General features: G+C 68.1%; 17 protein-coding genes. 8 read left to right on the forward strand and 9 right to left on the reverse strand.

What is annotated here, in order from left to right:
* Nucleotides 1-67 precede the first annotated feature (67 nt).
* Entirely contained in the window at nucleotides 68-469 is a 402-nt protein-coding gene (locus tag AC069I_RS41940) for a winged helix-turn-helix transcriptional regulator (RefSeq protein ID WP_478267855.1), read from the forward strand.
* On the opposite strand, the gene AC069I_RS41945 is transcribed toward AC069I_RS41940, so the two are convergent.
* Both AC069I_RS41945 and AC069I_RS41950 read right to left on the reverse strand, forming a co-directional pair.
* Entirely contained in the window at nucleotides 459-1,040 is a 582-nt protein-coding gene (locus AC069I_RS41945) for a DUF6000 family protein (protein WP_478229367.1), read from the reverse strand. The two genes, AC069I_RS41940 and AC069I_RS41945, sit on opposite strands and share 11 nt — an antisense overlap.
* 81 nt (nucleotides 1,041-1,121) lie before the next feature.
* Nucleotides 1,122-2,444 (reverse strand): cation:dicarboxylate symporter family transporter, encoded by a 1,323-nt coding sequence (locus tag AC069I_RS41950; protein ID WP_478229402.1) that lies wholly within the window; start codon nucleotides 2,442-2,444, stop codon nucleotides 1,122-1,124.
* Between the two features lie 205 nt (nucleotides 2,445-2,649).
* Between AC069I_RS41950 and AC069I_RS41955 the strand changes: the two genes are divergently transcribed.
* The 5 genes from AC069I_RS41955 to AC069I_RS41975 all read left to right on the forward strand — a co-directional run bounded on the left by AC069I_RS41955 (nucleotide 2,650) and on the right by AC069I_RS41975 (nucleotide 6,737).
* A complete protein-coding gene (locus AC069I_RS41955; RefSeq protein WP_478267856.1) occupies nucleotides 2,650-4,254 on the forward strand; it encodes an ATP-binding protein in 1,605 nt (534 codons plus the stop codon).
* The gene (locus tag AC069I_RS41960; RefSeq protein WP_340688341.1) at nucleotides 4,251-4,919 is read left to right on the forward strand and encodes a response regulator; all 669 of its coding nucleotides are present in this window, start codon (nucleotides 4,251-4,253) and stop codon (nucleotides 4,917-4,919) included. The genes AC069I_RS41955 and AC069I_RS41960 overlap by 4 nt, the downstream gene beginning before the upstream one ends.
* A 37-nt stretch (nucleotides 4,920-4,956) precedes the next feature.
* Nucleotides 4,957-5,169, forward strand: coding sequence for a MerR family DNA-binding transcriptional regulator (locus AC069I_RS41965; protein WP_478229369.1), 213 nt, complete (start codon nucleotides 4,957-4,959; stop codon nucleotides 5,167-5,169).
* A gap of 250 nt (nucleotides 5,170-5,419) precedes the next feature.
* Nucleotides 5,420-6,046, forward strand: a complete 627-nt coding sequence (locus AC069I_RS41970) for a zinc-binding dehydrogenase (RefSeq protein ID WP_478267857.1) — start codon at nucleotides 5,420-5,422, stop codon at nucleotides 6,044-6,046.
* 142 nt (nucleotides 6,047-6,188) lie between these two features.
* Entirely contained in the window at nucleotides 6,189-6,737 is a 549-nt protein-coding gene (locus AC069I_RS41975) for a snapalysin family zinc-dependent metalloprotease (protein WP_340688345.1), read from the forward strand.
* A gap of 66 nt (nucleotides 6,738-6,803) precedes the next feature.
* On the opposite strand, the gene AC069I_RS41980 is transcribed toward AC069I_RS41975, so the two are convergent.
* Nucleotides 6,804-7,430: a hypothetical protein gene (locus tag AC069I_RS41980; RefSeq protein WP_478267858.1), complete on the reverse strand. Its 627-nt coding sequence runs from the start codon at nucleotides 7,428-7,430 to the stop codon at nucleotides 6,804-6,806.
* Between the two features lie 67 nt (nucleotides 7,431-7,497).
* On the opposite strand from AC069I_RS41980, the gene AC069I_RS41985 reads away from it, so the two are divergent.
* Entirely contained in the window at nucleotides 7,498-8,574 is a 1,077-nt protein-coding gene (locus AC069I_RS41985; protein ID WP_478267859.1) for a DUF5005 domain-containing protein, read from the forward strand.
* On the forward strand, nucleotides 8,571-9,113 hold the full coding sequence (locus tag AC069I_RS41990; protein ID WP_478229373.1) for a hypothetical protein: 543 nt from the start codon (nucleotides 8,571-8,573) through the stop codon (nucleotides 9,111-9,113). Before AC069I_RS41985 ends, AC069I_RS41990 begins: the two co-directional genes overlap by 4 nt.
* Here the strand turns inward: AC069I_RS41990 and AC069I_RS41995 are convergent, their stop codons facing one another.
* From AC069I_RS41995 to AC069I_RS42020, 6 genes are all read right to left on the reverse strand, one after another.
* Nucleotides 9,114-9,695 (reverse strand): hypothetical protein, encoded by a 582-nt coding sequence (locus AC069I_RS41995; protein ID WP_478267860.1) that lies wholly within the window; start codon nucleotides 9,693-9,695, stop codon nucleotides 9,114-9,116. It abuts the gene before it with no gap.
* 347 nt (nucleotides 9,696-10,042) lie between these two features.
* Nucleotides 10,043-11,455 carry a beta-N-acetylhexosaminidase gene (locus AC069I_RS42000; RefSeq protein ID WP_478267861.1) on the reverse strand — a complete coding sequence of 471 codons (1,413 nt, stop codon included), beginning with the start codon at nucleotides 11,453-11,455 and terminating at the stop codon, nucleotides 10,043-10,045.
* Nucleotide 11,456: 1 nt separating this feature from the next.
* A complete protein-coding gene (locus AC069I_RS42005) occupies nucleotides 11,457-12,323 on the reverse strand; it encodes a carbohydrate ABC transporter permease (protein WP_016335410.1) in 867 nt (288 codons plus the stop codon).
* A complete protein-coding gene (locus AC069I_RS42010; RefSeq protein WP_125688506.1) occupies nucleotides 12,314-13,273 on the reverse strand; it encodes a carbohydrate ABC transporter permease in 960 nt (319 codons plus the stop codon). Before AC069I_RS42010 ends, AC069I_RS42005 begins: the two co-directional genes overlap by 10 nt.
* Nucleotides 13,274-14,557, reverse strand: a complete 1,284-nt coding sequence (locus AC069I_RS42015; RefSeq protein ID WP_478229376.1) for an extracellular solute-binding protein — start codon at nucleotides 14,555-14,557, stop codon at nucleotides 13,274-13,276.
* 12 nt (nucleotides 14,558-14,569) lie between these two features.
* A complete protein-coding gene (locus AC069I_RS42020) occupies nucleotides 14,570-15,700 on the reverse strand; it encodes a lactonase family protein (RefSeq protein WP_478229377.1) in 1,131 nt (376 codons plus the stop codon).
* Nucleotides 15,701-15,710 lie beyond the last annotated feature (10 nt).

Below are 15,710 nucleotides of genomic sequence, written 5' to 3' on the forward strand. Positions count from 1 at the left end.
TTGGTGCATCACTTGTAACAGCGACCATCTTGTGTGACTCTGTTCCTCGCCGGAAGGAGGCACTTTCATGTCCCAGGGGAACACCGATGTGACCGCGCAGGCCACGGTCGTCGATCCGGAAAAACTCGAGGTGTGCACCGTGCTCGAGGTGATCAACCGGATCAGCGGCAAGTGGGCGATCGGCATCCTGCTGGAGGCCACGCGGGGTCCGGTGCGGTTCACCGAACTCGAGCGATCGGTGGAGGGGATCAGCAGGCGGATGCTCACGCTGACGTTGCGGAACCTCGAACGCGACGGCCTGCTCGTGCGCACCGTGTACCCCACGGTGCCGCCGAAGGTGGAGTACGAGGCCACGCCGATGGCGAAAGAACTCTATGCGTCGCTGAGCGGCTTGCTGAGCTGGGCCGAGCGCCACCGCGACTCGATCGCCGAGTCCCGCGTGGTCTACGACGAGAAGGTCAGCGCCTGACGCCTGCCGCGTGCACAGCGCGCTGGACGTGCGAGCACAACAGGTCGAAGTACATCCTCTGGAACGGCAGGTCCGTGCTGTTCTTCACGGACCAGCTTTCCCAGAGCCCGCCCGGCCGCAGATAGCGTGACGTGTACGCGGTCGTGAGGTCGGCGTCGATGTGGTGCAGGGCCGCGAGCGCCCACTCCTGGTCGTAGCGCAGATCCGGCCGCGCGAGGTAATGGTCCAGATAGGACACGAGGATCTCGGCGTCGGCGATCGTGCCGAACCGGGCGAGCGCGAAACAGTAGCCCTGCCCGGCGAAGACCAGTCCGCTCTCCAGCAGCAGCTCCCGGATACGCCCGCGCCAGGCGGTGCGGCGGGCGACGCCGATCAGCCAGGCCGCCGTGATCCGCGGCCTCCAGTCGGCCGCGAGCAGGTCGCCGAGTTCGTCGTCGGTGATGCTCCGCGCGTCCTCGACCAGGTCGCGCAGGAAAACCTCGCGTTCGGGGTCGCTCATCATCCCGGCGAAGTTGCCGTGCAGCAGCTTGGAGTACCGCGAGACCACGTAACGGTCGATGGCGTCCGGCATACCGGTGAGTTTCCCAGAAACGAAGAACCGCGGTGCGAGGACGGGGGACCCTCGCACCGCGGTTTCGGTTCTTGCCGTGCGCTAAACGCGTGCCACGGCCTTCTCCCTGTCTCCGTCACTGTCCTCGTGGGGATCCGAGGCGTGATCGTCGATCAGGGTGGCTTCGTCGAACGGGGCCTGGCCGCTGAAGACCCGGTTGGCCTGGTCGCGGTCGAATTCCTTGGTCCACGTGCCGACCAGGACAGTCGCGACGGCGTTGCCCGCGAAGTTGGTCAGCGCGCGGGCCTCGGACATGAACCGGTCGATGCCGAGGATGAATCCGACGCCGTCGACCAGTTCCGGCCGGTGCGACTGGAGTCCGCCGGCGAGGGTGGCGATCCCGGCGCCGCTCACGCCCGCCGCGCCCTTCGACGCGATGATCATGAACAGCAGCAACGAGATCTGTTCGCCGACGCCCAGCGGCTGGTCCTGCGCGCTGGCGATGAACAGCGTCGCCATGGTCAGGTAGATGGCCGTGCCGTCGAGGTTGAACGAGTACCCGGTGGGCACGGTGATGCCGACGACCGGCTTGCTGACCCCGAGGTGCTCCATCTTCGCGATCAGGCGAGGCAGGGCCGATTCGGACGACGAGGTCGACAGGATCAGCAGGAACTCGCGGCCGAGATAGCGCAGCAGGGTGAAGATGTTGATCCGCGCGCCGAGCCACAGCACCGAGCCGAGCACGCCGAACACGAAGACCAGGCAGGTCAGGTAGAAGCCGATCATGATGACGGCGAGGCTGCGCAGCGCGCCCCAGCCGGTTTCCCCGACCACCGCGGCGATCGCGCCGAACGCGCCCACCGGGGCCGCCCACATGATCATCGCGAGGATCCGGAACACCAGCCGCTGGATGTGCTCGATACCGCGGCGGATCGGTTCGCCCTTGGTGCCCAGCTTCTGGACGGCGAACCCGGCGAGCAGCGCGACCAGCAGCGTCTGCAGCACCTGGCCTTCGGTGAAGGCGGAACCGAAGCTGGTGGGGATGATGCCCATCAGGAAGTCGACGGTGCCTTCGCCGCCCTCGGCCTGTTTGTGCGCCTTCGCCGCGGCGGCGGGGTCGAGGTGCAGGCCCTCACCCGGGTGCAGGAGGTTGCCGACGACGAGGCCGATCGCGAGCGCGAACGTCGACATCATCAGGAAGTAGCCGAGCGACAGCAGCCCGACCTTGCCGACCTTCGCGGCCTTCGCCACCGATCCGATGCCGAGCACGATGGTGCAGAAGATGATGGGGGAGATCATCATCTTGATCAGGTTGACGAAGCCCGTGCCGAGCGGTTTGAGTTCCTTGGCCAGACCCGGCGCGGCGAACCCGACGATGACGCCGAGGACCACCGCCGCGATCACGGCCAGGTACAGGTAATGCATCTTGTCGCGACGTCGTGGCGCCGCTTCCGGCGTTGTAGGCACCTTTGCCTCCAGCTCAGGGGGTCTCCGTGGGATTGCCGGTCACTATCACCCGGCCAGGTGAGCTGGGTCACGGTTGTGTTCATTGAGTTCGCGCGAGCGGTTTCCGGGGAATTCCGGCCGGGCGCGCTGAGCGGCCCCGGGAGCGGTGTGCTGGTATGAGCGGGTGCCCTCGACGACGCGGATCCGGACCAGGCGCGGCAGCCTCGCCCGCCAGCTGCTGATTCTGCAGCTCGTCGTGCTCTTCGTGCTCGTCGCGGCGGGGGTGGCCTTCGCCTATCTCGATTCGGTGCGGGCCACCGAAGACCGGGCGCGGGACAAGGTGACCGCGGTCGCCGAGTCGTTGGCGGACGCGCCGGGCGTGCTGGCCGCACTGTCCACATCGGAGCCCACCGCGACGTTGCAGCCGTTCGCGCAGAGTGTCCGAGCGGACACGCAGGTGGATTTCGTGACCATCATGGACAAGAACGGGATCCGCTACACGCATCCGAATCCGGACCTGATCGGGCAGCCGTTCATCGGCAACATCGGCGAGGCGCAACGCGGCGGCCGGGTGCTCGAGACCTACGCCGGCTCGCTCGGGCCGTCCGAACGCGTCGTGGTGCCGGTGCACGGTGCCGCCGGACAGGTCGTCGCGCTGGTGTCGGTCGGCATCACCGTCGAAGCGATCGACGCCGAACTGCGGGAACGCCTGTGGCCGCTGATCGGGGTCGCGGTGGCGGTACTGGTGGTCGGCGGGATCGGCAGCTACCTGGTCAGCGCCCGGCTCCGGCGGCAGACCAGGGGGATCGCGCCCGAGGAACTGAGCAACCTGTTCGAGTACCACGAAGCCGTCCTGCATTCCGTGCGCGAGGGGCTGCTGCTCGTCGGCGGTGACGGGCGGGTGGTGCTGTGCAACGACGGAGCCCGCGCGCTGCTGGGTGTCACCGACGATCCGGTGGGCCGCGAACTGTCCTCATTGGATATTCCCGAAGATCTCGTCGAAGCGTTCACCTCGGGGGAGGAGCGCACCGACGAGCTCCATCTCACCGAGGCCAGGGTGCTCGTCGTCAGCACGTCGCCGGTGCGCTCGCGCGGTAAGGCGATGGGCACCGTGGTGATCCTGCGCGACCACACGGAACTCCAGGCGCTGACCGGGGAACTGACCACCGTGCGCGGCCTGGCCGAGGCGCTGCGGTCGCAGGCGCACGAGGCGGCGAACCGGCTCCACACCGTCGTTTCGCTGGTCGAGATCGGCCGCCCCGAACAGGCCGTCGAGTTCGCGACCGAAGAACTCGCGCTGGCGCAGGAACTCACCGACCGCGTGGTCGGCGCGGTCGCCGAACCGGTGCTCGCGGCGCTGCTGCTCGGCAAGGCGGCGGAGGCGAGCGAGCGCGGCGTCGAGTTCACGATCACGCCCGACACCGTCATGGAGGACGCGGACACCGGCGTCCCGCCGCGGGATCTGGTGACCATCCTCGGCAACCTGATCGACAACGGCATCGACGCGGCGGCGGGGAACGCCGGCGAAGGCGGGCGGCCCGGCGTCGAGGTCACCGTGCGGTCCGACGCCGAGGGGCTGCTGCTGCGGGTCGCCGACACCGGCCCCGGCGTGGAAGACGTCGAGGACGTCTTCCGGCGCGGCTGGTCCACCAAACCGGAGGACGGCCACGGGCTCGGACTGGCACTGGTGGGTCAGGCGGTGCGACGGCACAGTGGGACGATCGACGTCGGCCGCGACGAGGGCGCGGTGTTCACCGTGTGTTTGCCGCCGAAGGAGCCGACACGATGATCAAGGTGCTGGTCGTCGAGGACGAACCGGTGGCCGCCGACGCGCACCGCGTGTACGTCGAGCGGATGCCCGGCTTCACCGTGTCCGGCGTCGTCCACTCCGGCGGAGACGCCCTGCGGTTCTGCGAACGCGAACCGGTCGATCTGGTGCTGCTGGACTTCTATCTCCCGGACACGCACGGTCTCGCCGTCTGCCGGTCGCTGCGCGCGGCCGGGCTCCCGATCGACGTCATCGCGGTGACCTCGGCGCGGGATCTGGCGCTGGTGAAGGCCGCCGTGTCGGTCGGCGTGGTGCAGTACCTGCTGAAACCGTTCACTTTCGCCTCGCTGCGGGAGAAACTCGAGCGCTACGCCGAGTTCCACGGCGCATCGGGTGAGGTGACCGGGCAGGCCGAGATCGACCGCGCGCTCGGCACCCTGCGCACCACCGAGCGGCAAGTCCTGCCGAAGGGGATGAGCGCGCAGACCCTGGAGGCGATCACCGAAGTCCTCGCCTCGGCCGCGGACGGCCTCTCCGCCGGAGCGGCCGCGACCGCGATCGGCGCCTCCCGCGTCACCGCACGCCGTTACCTCGAATACCTCGCCGACAACGGCCTCGCCCAGCGTGAGCCCCGCTACGGCCAGGTCGGCCGCCCCGAGGTCTGGTACAAACCGAAAACCGTATAACGTCCTATACGTCGACTCGCGGGCTGCCTTGGGCATCGTGAAGATCGGCGAACTCGCGCGGAAGACCGGGGTCAGCGTCCGGGCGCTGCGCTATTACGAGGAAGAGGGCTTGATCAGCCCAGGCGGGAAGGCAACGGCTACCGCGACTTCTGCGAAGGCTCGGTCGAGGCGGTCCTGCAGATCCGCGAAGTCCTCCCGTACCTCGACGGACGAGGGGAAGTCCGGCCGAAGGAGCCGTGCGAGTACATGATCGGCGAGGTCGCGCGGCAGTGGGAAGTGCTCGATCGCCGGATCGCGCTCATGACCAGCAATCGCGACGCCCTCGACGCGTACCTCCGCGACTTGACCCTCACGCAAATGTGAGGGATTTAGCGTGCGGACATGACTTCGATGCGCGCGCTGCGACAGAGCTCCTCGAACGGTCCCGAAGACCTTCACTTGATCACCGACGCACCCGTTCCGGCGAGATCCTGCTGAAGGTCACCGCCGCGGGGGAGGGGGTGACCGCGCCTGTCATCGGCGACCACGTCGTCGGGACCGGTGTCGGGGCCTTCGCCGAGTACATGGTCATGTCCGCGGCCGGCGCGGTCCCGGTACGCGAAGGCTGGTCGGACGACCAGGCGATCGGGCTGATCCTGAACTGGGTCACGGCGCTCGCCGCGCTCAAGCCGCTGGGCAGGCTGGCCGCCGGTGAGACCGTGCGGGTGGACGCGGCGGCAGGCGGGGTCGGTCAGGCCGCGGTCCGGCTGGCCAAGCATTACGGGGCGACCGTCATCGGTGCCGCGTCGCCGGACAAGCACGACTCGGTCCGGGCGCTGGGCGCCGACCGCGTGGTCGGTTACGGCGAGGAGACGGGGGAGGTGGATCTCGTGCTCGAATCGGTCGGCGGGACCACGTTCGCCGCCGGTCTCGCCGCCGCCAAGCGGGTCACCGGACGCGTCGTGGTCTACGGTGTCGCCGGGGGCGAGGTCGCGATCACGAACCGGGACTTGAACTTCCGGCATCAGATCCACGTGGATCGGACTGCATCTCGGCGTCCTGATCGAGCACGCGCTCGCGAACCTCGAAGCGCGAGCGACTTCGGGCAAGCTCGTGCTGCGGCCCTGAACGAGGGTGACCGAACATAGTCGTATGCGAACACGTGCATGTCAATAGAGCGAAGGTGTTGGTAAATCACCAGCTGGTAGAAGCGACGAAAGTTGGTGCCAAGCCTCGGTCGGGACTCCTAAATTCACGAACCATTCCGTTGTCCTCACAAGGAGTGGGTCCATGGCAAGGAAGTTCTTCGTCTCCGCGTCGGTGAGCTTGGCGCTGCTGGCCGTCCCGGTCACCGCCGGTCAGGCCACGGCGGCGGTTCAGCCTGCTCAGCAGACCGCGGCGGCGACCACGGTCTACTACGACGCCTCGGGAGCGCCCAGCTTCCGCGCCGCCATCCAGGCGGGCGTGGCGAACTGGAACAACTCGGTGTCGAACGTGAAGCTGCAGGAGAGCTCGTCGGGCGCCACCCTGCGCTACACCGAAGGCAACGACCCCTCGGGTTCGTACGCCGAGACCGACGGCCACGGCCGCGGCACGATCTTCATCGACTACACGCAGGCGCGGGAGTACGACCAGACGCGGATCGCCGCGCACGAGACCGGCCACGCGCTCGGCCTGCCGGACAACTACCAGGGTCCGTGCTCCGAGCTGATGTCCGGCGGCGGCCCCGGCCCGTCCTGCACCAACGCGAAGCCGAACGCCCAGGAGGTCTCGCGGGTGAACTCGCTGTGGGCCAACGGGCTCGTCGCGGCGGGCGCCATGCAGCGCATCTACAACTGACGCTCGTAAGTCCGTGAAGGCCTCCTTCCCTACGCTCAAGGTAGGGAAGGAGGCCTTCACGGACGTCTAATCCTGGAACTCGTAGGCGCCCGCATCGACCCGCGCGCCGGCGAAGACCGGGTTGCCGTCGACGTCGTCGTTGCCGCCCGGCGTCACGACGGTCATGTGGTCGTTGTCGACGAGGTCGTTCTGCGTGACCTCGGTGCCCTCGGCCGACGGCGCGATGTACACGCCCGCGCCGGCGCCCGTGATCAGGTTCGACAGCACCTTGTTGCGGTCACCGGACACCTTCACTCCGGCCCAGGAGCAGCGTCCCGCGTCGGCCGCGACGCCGACCTGCAGGTCCTTCACCACGGTGTCGTTCCCGGGAAGATCGACACACGCCTCGGCGTTGCCCTTGACGACCGGCCGCGCCCCGGTGCCATACGCGCCGATCGTGACACCCGAACTCTTGACGATGAGGCCGCCGGACCAGGCACCTCCGCGACGCAACAGAACGGTGTCGCCCGCCGCGAACGTGGTGGCGGAGACTTTCGCCAGTGACTTCCACGGGGTCTGCTGCGAAGTGCCGCTCGCGGTGTCACTACCGGAGACCTGGTCGACGTAGTAGGTCTTCGAGGCGGCTTCGGCCGTCGTGAACCCGGTGCACGCGACGGCGGCGAGCACGGCCACGGAAAGCAGTTTCCCGGACATCCCGCGGACGGTAATCACCTGGCGCACAAGGGTCGTACAAAATCCTCGGCGCCTCTAGCATGATCCGATGCGCCGGGCGTCGAGGATTCTCGTGCCGGCCGCGTTGCTGTTCAGCGCCGTGGTGGCGAGCAGCGGGATCGCGTCCGCGCCGCCGCCGGTGGCTCCCGTCGCCGGTCTGAACGAACTCTGGAACGACTACGGCGACCAGGGCGGCCACTGGACCGGCGGGGATCGCACGGTGTCGGTGCCGCTGCCCGACGGCCGTACCGCGTGGCTGTTCTCGGACACGTTCCTCGGCACGGTGGACCCCGACCACAGCCGCCCCCGGGACAGCCCGATCGCCCGCAACACCCTGGTCGTCCAGCGTCCGGACGGCACGCTGGGGGAGACGCTGCACGGCGGAACCGCGGACGAGCCGGAGGCCTTGATCGGGCTCGCGGGTTCGGGTGAGCACTACTGGGTCGGCGACGGAGTCGTCGAGGACGATGTCCTGCGGGTGCTCTACAACCGGTACGAGACAACGGGGCCAGGCGGCCTCGATTTCCGGAGCACCGGGACGTCGCTGGCCACGTTCCGGTTGCCCGCGCTGACGCCGTCCGAGCTGCTGGTGATCCCGGTGAGCGAGAAGGTCGCGTGGGGATCGGAGCTGCTCGAAGACGGCGAGTACACCTACCTCTACGGTGCCGAACAAGGCCATCTCCGGCTCGCCAGGGTGCCCGTCGGGGGCCTTCGCGGACCCTGGCAGTTCTGGACCGGCGCCGGTTGGTCGTCCCACGAGGAGCACTCGGTCCGGATGCTGTCCGGGATCGGGACGGCGTTCTCGGTGACCCGTGTCGGCGGCGAATACGTGCTGATCACCATGGACACCAGCTCCGGCTTCAGCCCGGTGATGCTCGCCTACGCCGCGAGTTCGCCGACCGGCCCGTTCTGCGATCCCGTCGTTCTCCACCGGGCACCCGAAGCCGGCGACCGGCGCATCGTCTACGACGCGACAGCGCATCCGCAGCTGAGCCGTCCCGGGAAGCTCACGGTGTCGTACAACGTGAACAGCCTCGACCACGGCGACAACTTCGAGGACGCGCGGATCTACCGGCCGCGGTTCGTCGAGGTCGCCTGGCCGCCGGCACTACGCTTCATCGGGTGATCGAGATACTCGACGATCTGGACGTCCTCACCCGGCCGGATGTCGATCCGCGCGGCCTGAGCCTCGCCGGTGTCCGTTATGGGGCGAAGGCCGCCGATACCGTCGCCCGCGACAGCGTCATCGAGGTCACGCTCTCGCCGATCGTCCACCGCGTGATCGCCGGAAGCGGCCGGGCCACGGAGTACTACGGCGCGGAGGGGGAGCCCCTCTCGCGTGAAGAGGTGGTCGAGAGCGTCGTCGAAACCGAGGGAATCGTTCACTTTTCCGGCAAGTTCAGCTGCCGGATCGTCGACGGGATGGTCTCCGGGTTCGCGTTGTACGGTGCCGGGCGTGGTCTCCTCGCCCACTTCGGGTACCTGCGCTCCCGTGACGAGTTCCTCGAAGTGTTCGGCACGCCCGATCTCGCCGAGGAGAGCTTTGATTGTGGCGAGCTGATGGGATACCGGCATCGCTACCGGGCTGCCGAGAAGCAGGTCTTCTGGGACAGCTGGGACGAGCACGTGGGCTGGTTGAACATCGGCGACTTCGATTCTCGCTGATCACTCGAGCGCGCGGCCTCCCGGCGCTTCGATGGTCAGGGGAACCGACGTGTCACCGGTGAGCTGGTTCAGCCGGGTCATGGTCCGGTCCAGTTGCTCCGCCAGCCGCGGGATCGTGCTAGACGGGAGATAGGCCTCCGCGCCGGCGTCGAGAAGACGGCGCACCGGGCCCTCATACTTGACCCCTAGCTCAGCGTCTTCGATCTCCGTGATCACGATCCGCGCCTTCGGGTACAGCGCACGGAAGTTGCCGATCAACTGCGGGCTGCCCGGCGGGACCAGCAGGACGTCGACGCTCGGGGGAGCCGAGCGCAAGTCCAGGACGAGGTAGCCGGGGCCGAGCCGCTCGGACAGCGAATCCCTGGCCGCCGCCGACAGCTTCATAGCGGTTGCCACGACCGTGATGCCGTCGGAGTCCGCCGAACGCACCGGTTCTTCGCGGACAGCGCCGGAAATCGTTCCGATCGTCTCGCCGTTCCGCGTGATGAGCACGTCCTCGCCAGGGCGGAGGGTGTCGATGAGTGCTACGAGTTCTTCAGGAAGCTGGGTGGCGTCGACCCACCGTGCGGACTGATCACTCATCACCCCATGATGGCCCGCTTCCCTGCACCTGTCGCAAGGAAGGGGCCCTCACACACTTCGGGTGCGCGGACCGTGTGGATTTCGGGACGTCAGATGTCCCAAAATCCACACGGTCACCGAGAGGACCGGCCTGTCCTGACCGGAATGCCGCGGCCGTGAGTGGCGATCCGGGGTCAGGGCCAAGAGCGCCTCAAGTACCTACTGGATTTGGCCGGGCTTATCGTTGGGTCAGGTGCACCAGCGACCACAGCAGGCACAGCGGCCGCGCGTGAAGGCCCCCTTCCCCTTGGCTGAGCCAAGGGGAAGGGGGCCTTCACGCGCTTAATGCGGGCGCCGAGCCCACGTGCTTACCGCTGCCGCGGCCGCCCCGGAACTCCAGGCCGCGTCTGCCAGGGATGCGGCCCGTCGAGCGGCCGGTACTCGACGCCCAGCGCGTCCAGTCGCGGCAGGTGGTGGTCCCGCAAACGCGGCAGGAACTCCGCGTAGTCCCGCCCGTCCGGATCGCTCCACGCCACCTCCGCGAAGGCGCACAGGCGCGGGAAGGTGACGTAATCCACCCGCCGCGCGGTGTCGAGATGCTCCGACCACACCTGCGCCTGCGCGCCGAGGATCGACTTCCCCTCGGGAAAATCGGCGGGCACCGGCTCGTAGCCGTAGAAGCTCTCCAGCGTGCTCAGGTACCCGACGGGGATCGGTTCATCGGGGTGGTCGGACTGCCGGTGGTCCAGGTACACGTGCTCCTCGGGGCACATGACGACGTCGTGGCCCGCGGCCGCCGCACGGGCGCCGGCCGCCTCGCTCTGCCACGAGCCGATGACCATCGGCGGAAGGTCGCCCGCTTCGAGCACTTCGTCCCAGCCGAGCGGACGACGCCCCCGATCGACCAGGTGCCGCGCGATCTCACGGACGAACCGGCCGTGTTCCTCGGTCGCGCCGGGTACTTCGTCACCGCCGAGCGCGATGACCTCGGACGGGAAGATCTCCAGCACGTGGTCGAAGACCCGCTTGAAGAAGTCCACAGTGGACTTCTCCGTGTTCAGCAGCGACGTGCTGATACCCCAGCTCGTCCACACCTCCCACGGCTCGCCGGTTTCCGGGCCGAGCTCGGGGTACGCGGTGATCGCGGCCCTGGCGTGGCCGGGGATGTCGACCTCCGGGACCACGGTCACCGAACGCGCCGCGGCGTACGCGACGATCTCGCGGAGATCGTCGGCCGAGTAGAACCCGCCGTGCGGACGCCCGTCCCGTTCCGGACCGTCGTGCCGCCCGACCATGGACGACTTCCGCCAGCCGCCGACCTCGGTCAGCCTGGGGAACTCGGGGATCTCGATCCGCCAGCCCTGATCGTCGGTCAGGTGCAGGTTGAGCACGTTGAGCTTGTGCGCGGCGATCAGGTCGATGAACCGCAGCACCTCGGCCTTGGTCCGGAAGTGCCTTGCCACGTCCAGTAAACAGCCGCGCCAGCCGAACCGCGGGTGGTCGGTGACCACGCCGCACGGAATAGTCTGCTGTCCACTGTGGATCGGCGCGGCCCGGAACGCGTCCGGCCCGATCAGCTGCCGGAGCGTCTGGCGGCCGTAGAACTCGCCTGCCGCGTCTGCCGCGTGCAGTGTCACGCCGGACGGATCGATCTCCAGCCGATAGCCCTCGGCGGGCAGCAGATCGTCACGGCGCACGTCCACTTCGGACGGTACTGGGCAGTGTCCCGGCAAGGGTTCCACCGAGACGGGACGGGGGAGCAAGGTTTCGAAGCCAGGCATGTCAGCCCTTCACCGCGCCGCCCATGACGGACACGAGTCGTCGTTGCACGAGAATGAAGAACACCAGCACCGGGATGGTCATCAACGTCGAACCCGCCATCACCGCGCCCCAGTCGGTGTCCTCCGGTTTGAAGAACACCAGGATCGCCAGCGGGAGCGTCTGGTTCTCGGTGTTGGAGATGATGAACGTCTTCGCGAACAGGAAGTCGTTCCAGGCGTGGATGAACGCCAGTACGCTGATCGCCACCAGGCCGGGCGCCACCAGCGGGAAGAGGATCTGCCAGGTGAACCGCATCCTGCTCGCTCCGTCGATCTTCGACGCTTCTTCCAGCTCCTGCGGCACCGCGGCGACGAAGCCGCGCAGCATCCAGATCGCGAACGGCAGGCTGAACGCCAGGTGCACCAGGATCAGCGAGCCGAGGTGGTTGGTGCCGAACGCCGGCGCGACGTCGCCGACCGACCGCATCAGGAAGAACAGCGGGATGGTCAGCGCCTCCACCGGCACCATCTGCGCCACCAGCACCATCACCAGCAGCACGGTCCTGCCCTTGAAGTTGAAACGCGTCAGCGCGACCGCCGAGAGGAACGAGAGCAGCAGCGACAACGCCACCACCACGACGGCCACGATCACGCTGTTCAGGAAGAACATCGCGAAACCCTCGCCGCTGAGCACCCGTTCGAAATGCTCCAGAGTCGGCGTGAGCGTCCAGGGCCGGGGGTTCTCCGCCTGGATCTGCCCGGTGGGCTTGAACGCCGAAAGCACCATCCAGTACACCGGGAACGCGACCATCCCGGCGATCACCACGCAGACGATCTCGGCGATCAGCCTGCCGGGCCTGCGCACCCGGCGGCCCGTCGTCACACCCATCCCGCGCTCCGGCGTTGCGACCGGACGTACAACCCGGTGATGGACAGCAGCAGCAAGGTCATCACGACTCCGAGCGCCGCGCCGAGACCGTATTCCTGTCCGGCGAAGGCCTGTTGATAGGCGAAGACGTTGAGCACGAGGTTGCGCCCGGCCACGCCGCCGCCGTTGGTCATCACGTAGATCTGGGTGAAGATCTTGAAGTCCCAGATGATCGACTGGATGGTGGCGATGGTCAGCAGCGGCCGCACCATCGGCAGCGTGATCGACCACGTGGTGCGCCAGGTCGACGCGCCGTCGAGGTACGCGGCCTCGATGACCTCCTCCGGCACCCCCTTGAGCCCCGCGTACATCGTCACCATGACGAACGGGAACGAGCACCAGATGACCTCGGCCGCCACCAGCCCGAACGTGCTGTAGGTGTCGAACGTCCAGGAGTGGTTCGCCATCCCGGTGAACCCGATGCCCGAGAGCACCTCGTTCACCAGGCCGAAGTCCGCGTCGAACAGGAACAGCCAGACGTACGAGCCCGCCATCGCCGGCGTCGCCCACGCGGCGAGCGCCGCCAGGAACAGCGGGACCCGCGCCCACGCGCGGACCCGGGTCGCCAGCACGGCGAGTCCCGTCCCGAGCGCGAGACTGCCGACGACGCAGACCGCCGTGAAGCCGAGGGTCTTGGCCAGCACCTCCCAGAACTGAAGGTTCTCCAGCAGTTCGACGTAGTTGCCGAAGCCGAGGAACACCAGCGGGGCGTTGCCGACCGCCTGCGGCTGGCCGTAGTCGTAGAACGAGATCAGGACGAGCTGGTAGATCGGGTACACCAGCATCGCCAGCAGCAGGATGCCACCGGGCGCCAGGTAGAGCAGGGCCGCCCGCCCGTCCCGGCGACGGCGGGGCGACCGCCGTGCCGGGACGGCCGGAGCCGTGGTGCGGGGGATTTCCTGGGTGACCACTTAGCCGAACGCCTTGTTCATCTCGGCGGCCGCGGCGGTGAGCGCCGCCGCGGGGTCCTTGCCACCGGTCGCGATCTGCTGGATCGCGGTGGGCAGGACGTTCTGCGCGTCGATCTTCGACCACGCCGCGGTGGCGGGGACGAACTTCGTGCCCGCGGTGAGCGTGTCGACGAACGGCTTGACCGACGGGTCGCTCGCGGCGACCTTCTGCTGGACGCTGCCGAGCGTGGGCAGGTTGCCCATGGCGACGTACATCTTCTCCTGGTACTTCGCGCCACCGAGGAGCTGGGTGAATTCGACCGCGAGGCTCTTGCGCTTGGTCGCGTTGAACACGCCCAGCAGGTTGCCGCCCGCGAACGCCGGGGCGATCTTGCCCGCCTCGGTACCCGGGATCGGGATGATCGCGTACTTGCCCTTCACCTGGCCGGCCTCGACGGCCTTGCGGTTGAAGTCACCACCGATGGACATCCCGGCCTTGCCACCGGCGAACGCCGTGATGCTCTGCGTGCCGGTGAGGTTGGCGCACTGCTCGGGCGGGCAGATGTCCGCCTTCAGCAGGTTCGCGTACGCCGCGACCCCGGCCTTGGCCTGCTCGGAGTCCACCGTGGACTTCCACTTGCCGCCGTCCTGCTTGGCGATCTCGCCACCGTGTGCCCACAGGAACGGCAGCATCGCGTAGGTGTACTTGCCGCCGACGGAGATGCCGTACAGCTCCGGCTTCCTGGCGCGGATCGTCTTCGCGGTCTCGGTCAGCTCCGCCAGCGTCGCCGGCGGCTTGAGGCCGAGTTCGGCGAAGAGGTCCGTGCGGTAGTACAACGCGCGGATACCGGTGAACCACGGAAGGCCGTAGGTCTTGCCGCCGGACTTCGCGGTCTCCAGGACCGCGGGCAGGATGTCGGCCCCTTCCTTCCACGACGAGAGATCGCCGGTCAGGTCGGCCAGCGCGCCGGTGGCGGCGTAGCTGGACACGTCGGTGTTGCCGAACTCGGCGACGTCCGGCGCGCTCGCCGGATCGTTGAAGGCGCCCGAGAACTTGTCCGCACGGCCCTCCACCGGAATCCACTGGACGTCGACCTCGACGCCCGAATGCGCCGCCTTGAACTCGGTGATCGCCTCCTTGACCGCCGCCTCCTTGGGCGCGCGGTTGGCCTCGTCGAACAGCCAGACGCGGATCGTGCCGGTCTTCTCGTCACCGCCGCTCGCGGCGGGGGTGTTCTGGGCCGGCGCGCAGCCCGCCACGAGGCCGACGGTCGCGAGGCCCGCGATGAGGACGCGAGTTCTCATGGGTTCTTCTCCTTAGGCGAATAAGACGGAATTGACCTGGGGGAGCGCCAGTTTCCCGGCGACGGCCCCCGGAAGACCGGTACCGGGATCGCGCGGCAGCCAGCTGAGCGTGCCGGACTTGTCGCTCGAGACGTAGAACCAGCGCTCGGTCGGGTCGAGCGTGATGTGGCGCGGGTAGACACCGCCGACGGGTGCGTTGTTCAGCAGCCTCAAGGACTTCCCGTCCTCACTGACGCCGAACGACGCGATCGTGTCGGAACCGCGCACGGAGGCGTAGACGAACTTCCCGTCCTTGGACGTGGTGATCTCGCCCGGGTACTGCTCGCCGGGGGTGCCCGCCGGAACGGCCGGGACGACCTGTCCGGCGGTGAGTTTCCCGGTGACCGGGTTCCACGCCGCGACGGTCACCTCGGCACGGAGCTCGCCGAGGATGTACGCGTACTTGCCGTTCGGGTGGAATGCCAGATGCCGGGGCCCGGCACCGGACGGGAGCTTCAGCTGCTGGTTCAGCCTGAGTTTCCCGGTCGTGGTGTCGAGTTTGTAGACGTAGACCGAATCCGCGCCGAGATCGACCGCGAGCACCCACTTGCCGGTGGGGTCGTTGACGACCTGGTGCGCGTGCGCCTGGCGCTCGGCGCCCTTGTGCTGGGCCAGATCGACGACGTCGCCGAGCTTCCCGCCCGCGAGGATCGGGAGGACGACGACGCTGCCGCTGCTGTAGTTCGCGGCCAGCACGTACTTCTGGCTCGAGTGGACGCTCAGATGGGTCGGGTGCTGGCCCTTGGCCGACTTCTTGTTGAGCAGCTTGGGCTTCGCCGGATCGGCCAGGCTGAACGAGGAGATCTGGCCGTTCTCGTCCTCGTTGGTCACGTAGAGAGTCTTGCGGTCGGCGCTGATGTCGAACCAGGAAGCGTTGCTGACTCCCGGAATCGTCCGGTCGATGACGAGCGCGTTGCTCGCCGCGTCCCGGTGAGCGACATCGAGCCCGTGCCCGGAACTGGTGTAGCTGCTGACGTAGATGGCCCCGGTTCCCTTCGGTCCGCAGGATTGTTCGGAGGCGTTCGCGAGGTGGGAACCGAGAACGGTGGTGAGTCCAGCCGCTCCGACGGCGCCGAGGAAGGTGCGTCGATCCAGTCCGGTCATCGTGATCTCT

The organism is Amycolatopsis sp. NPDC043885, from assembly GCF_056435685.1.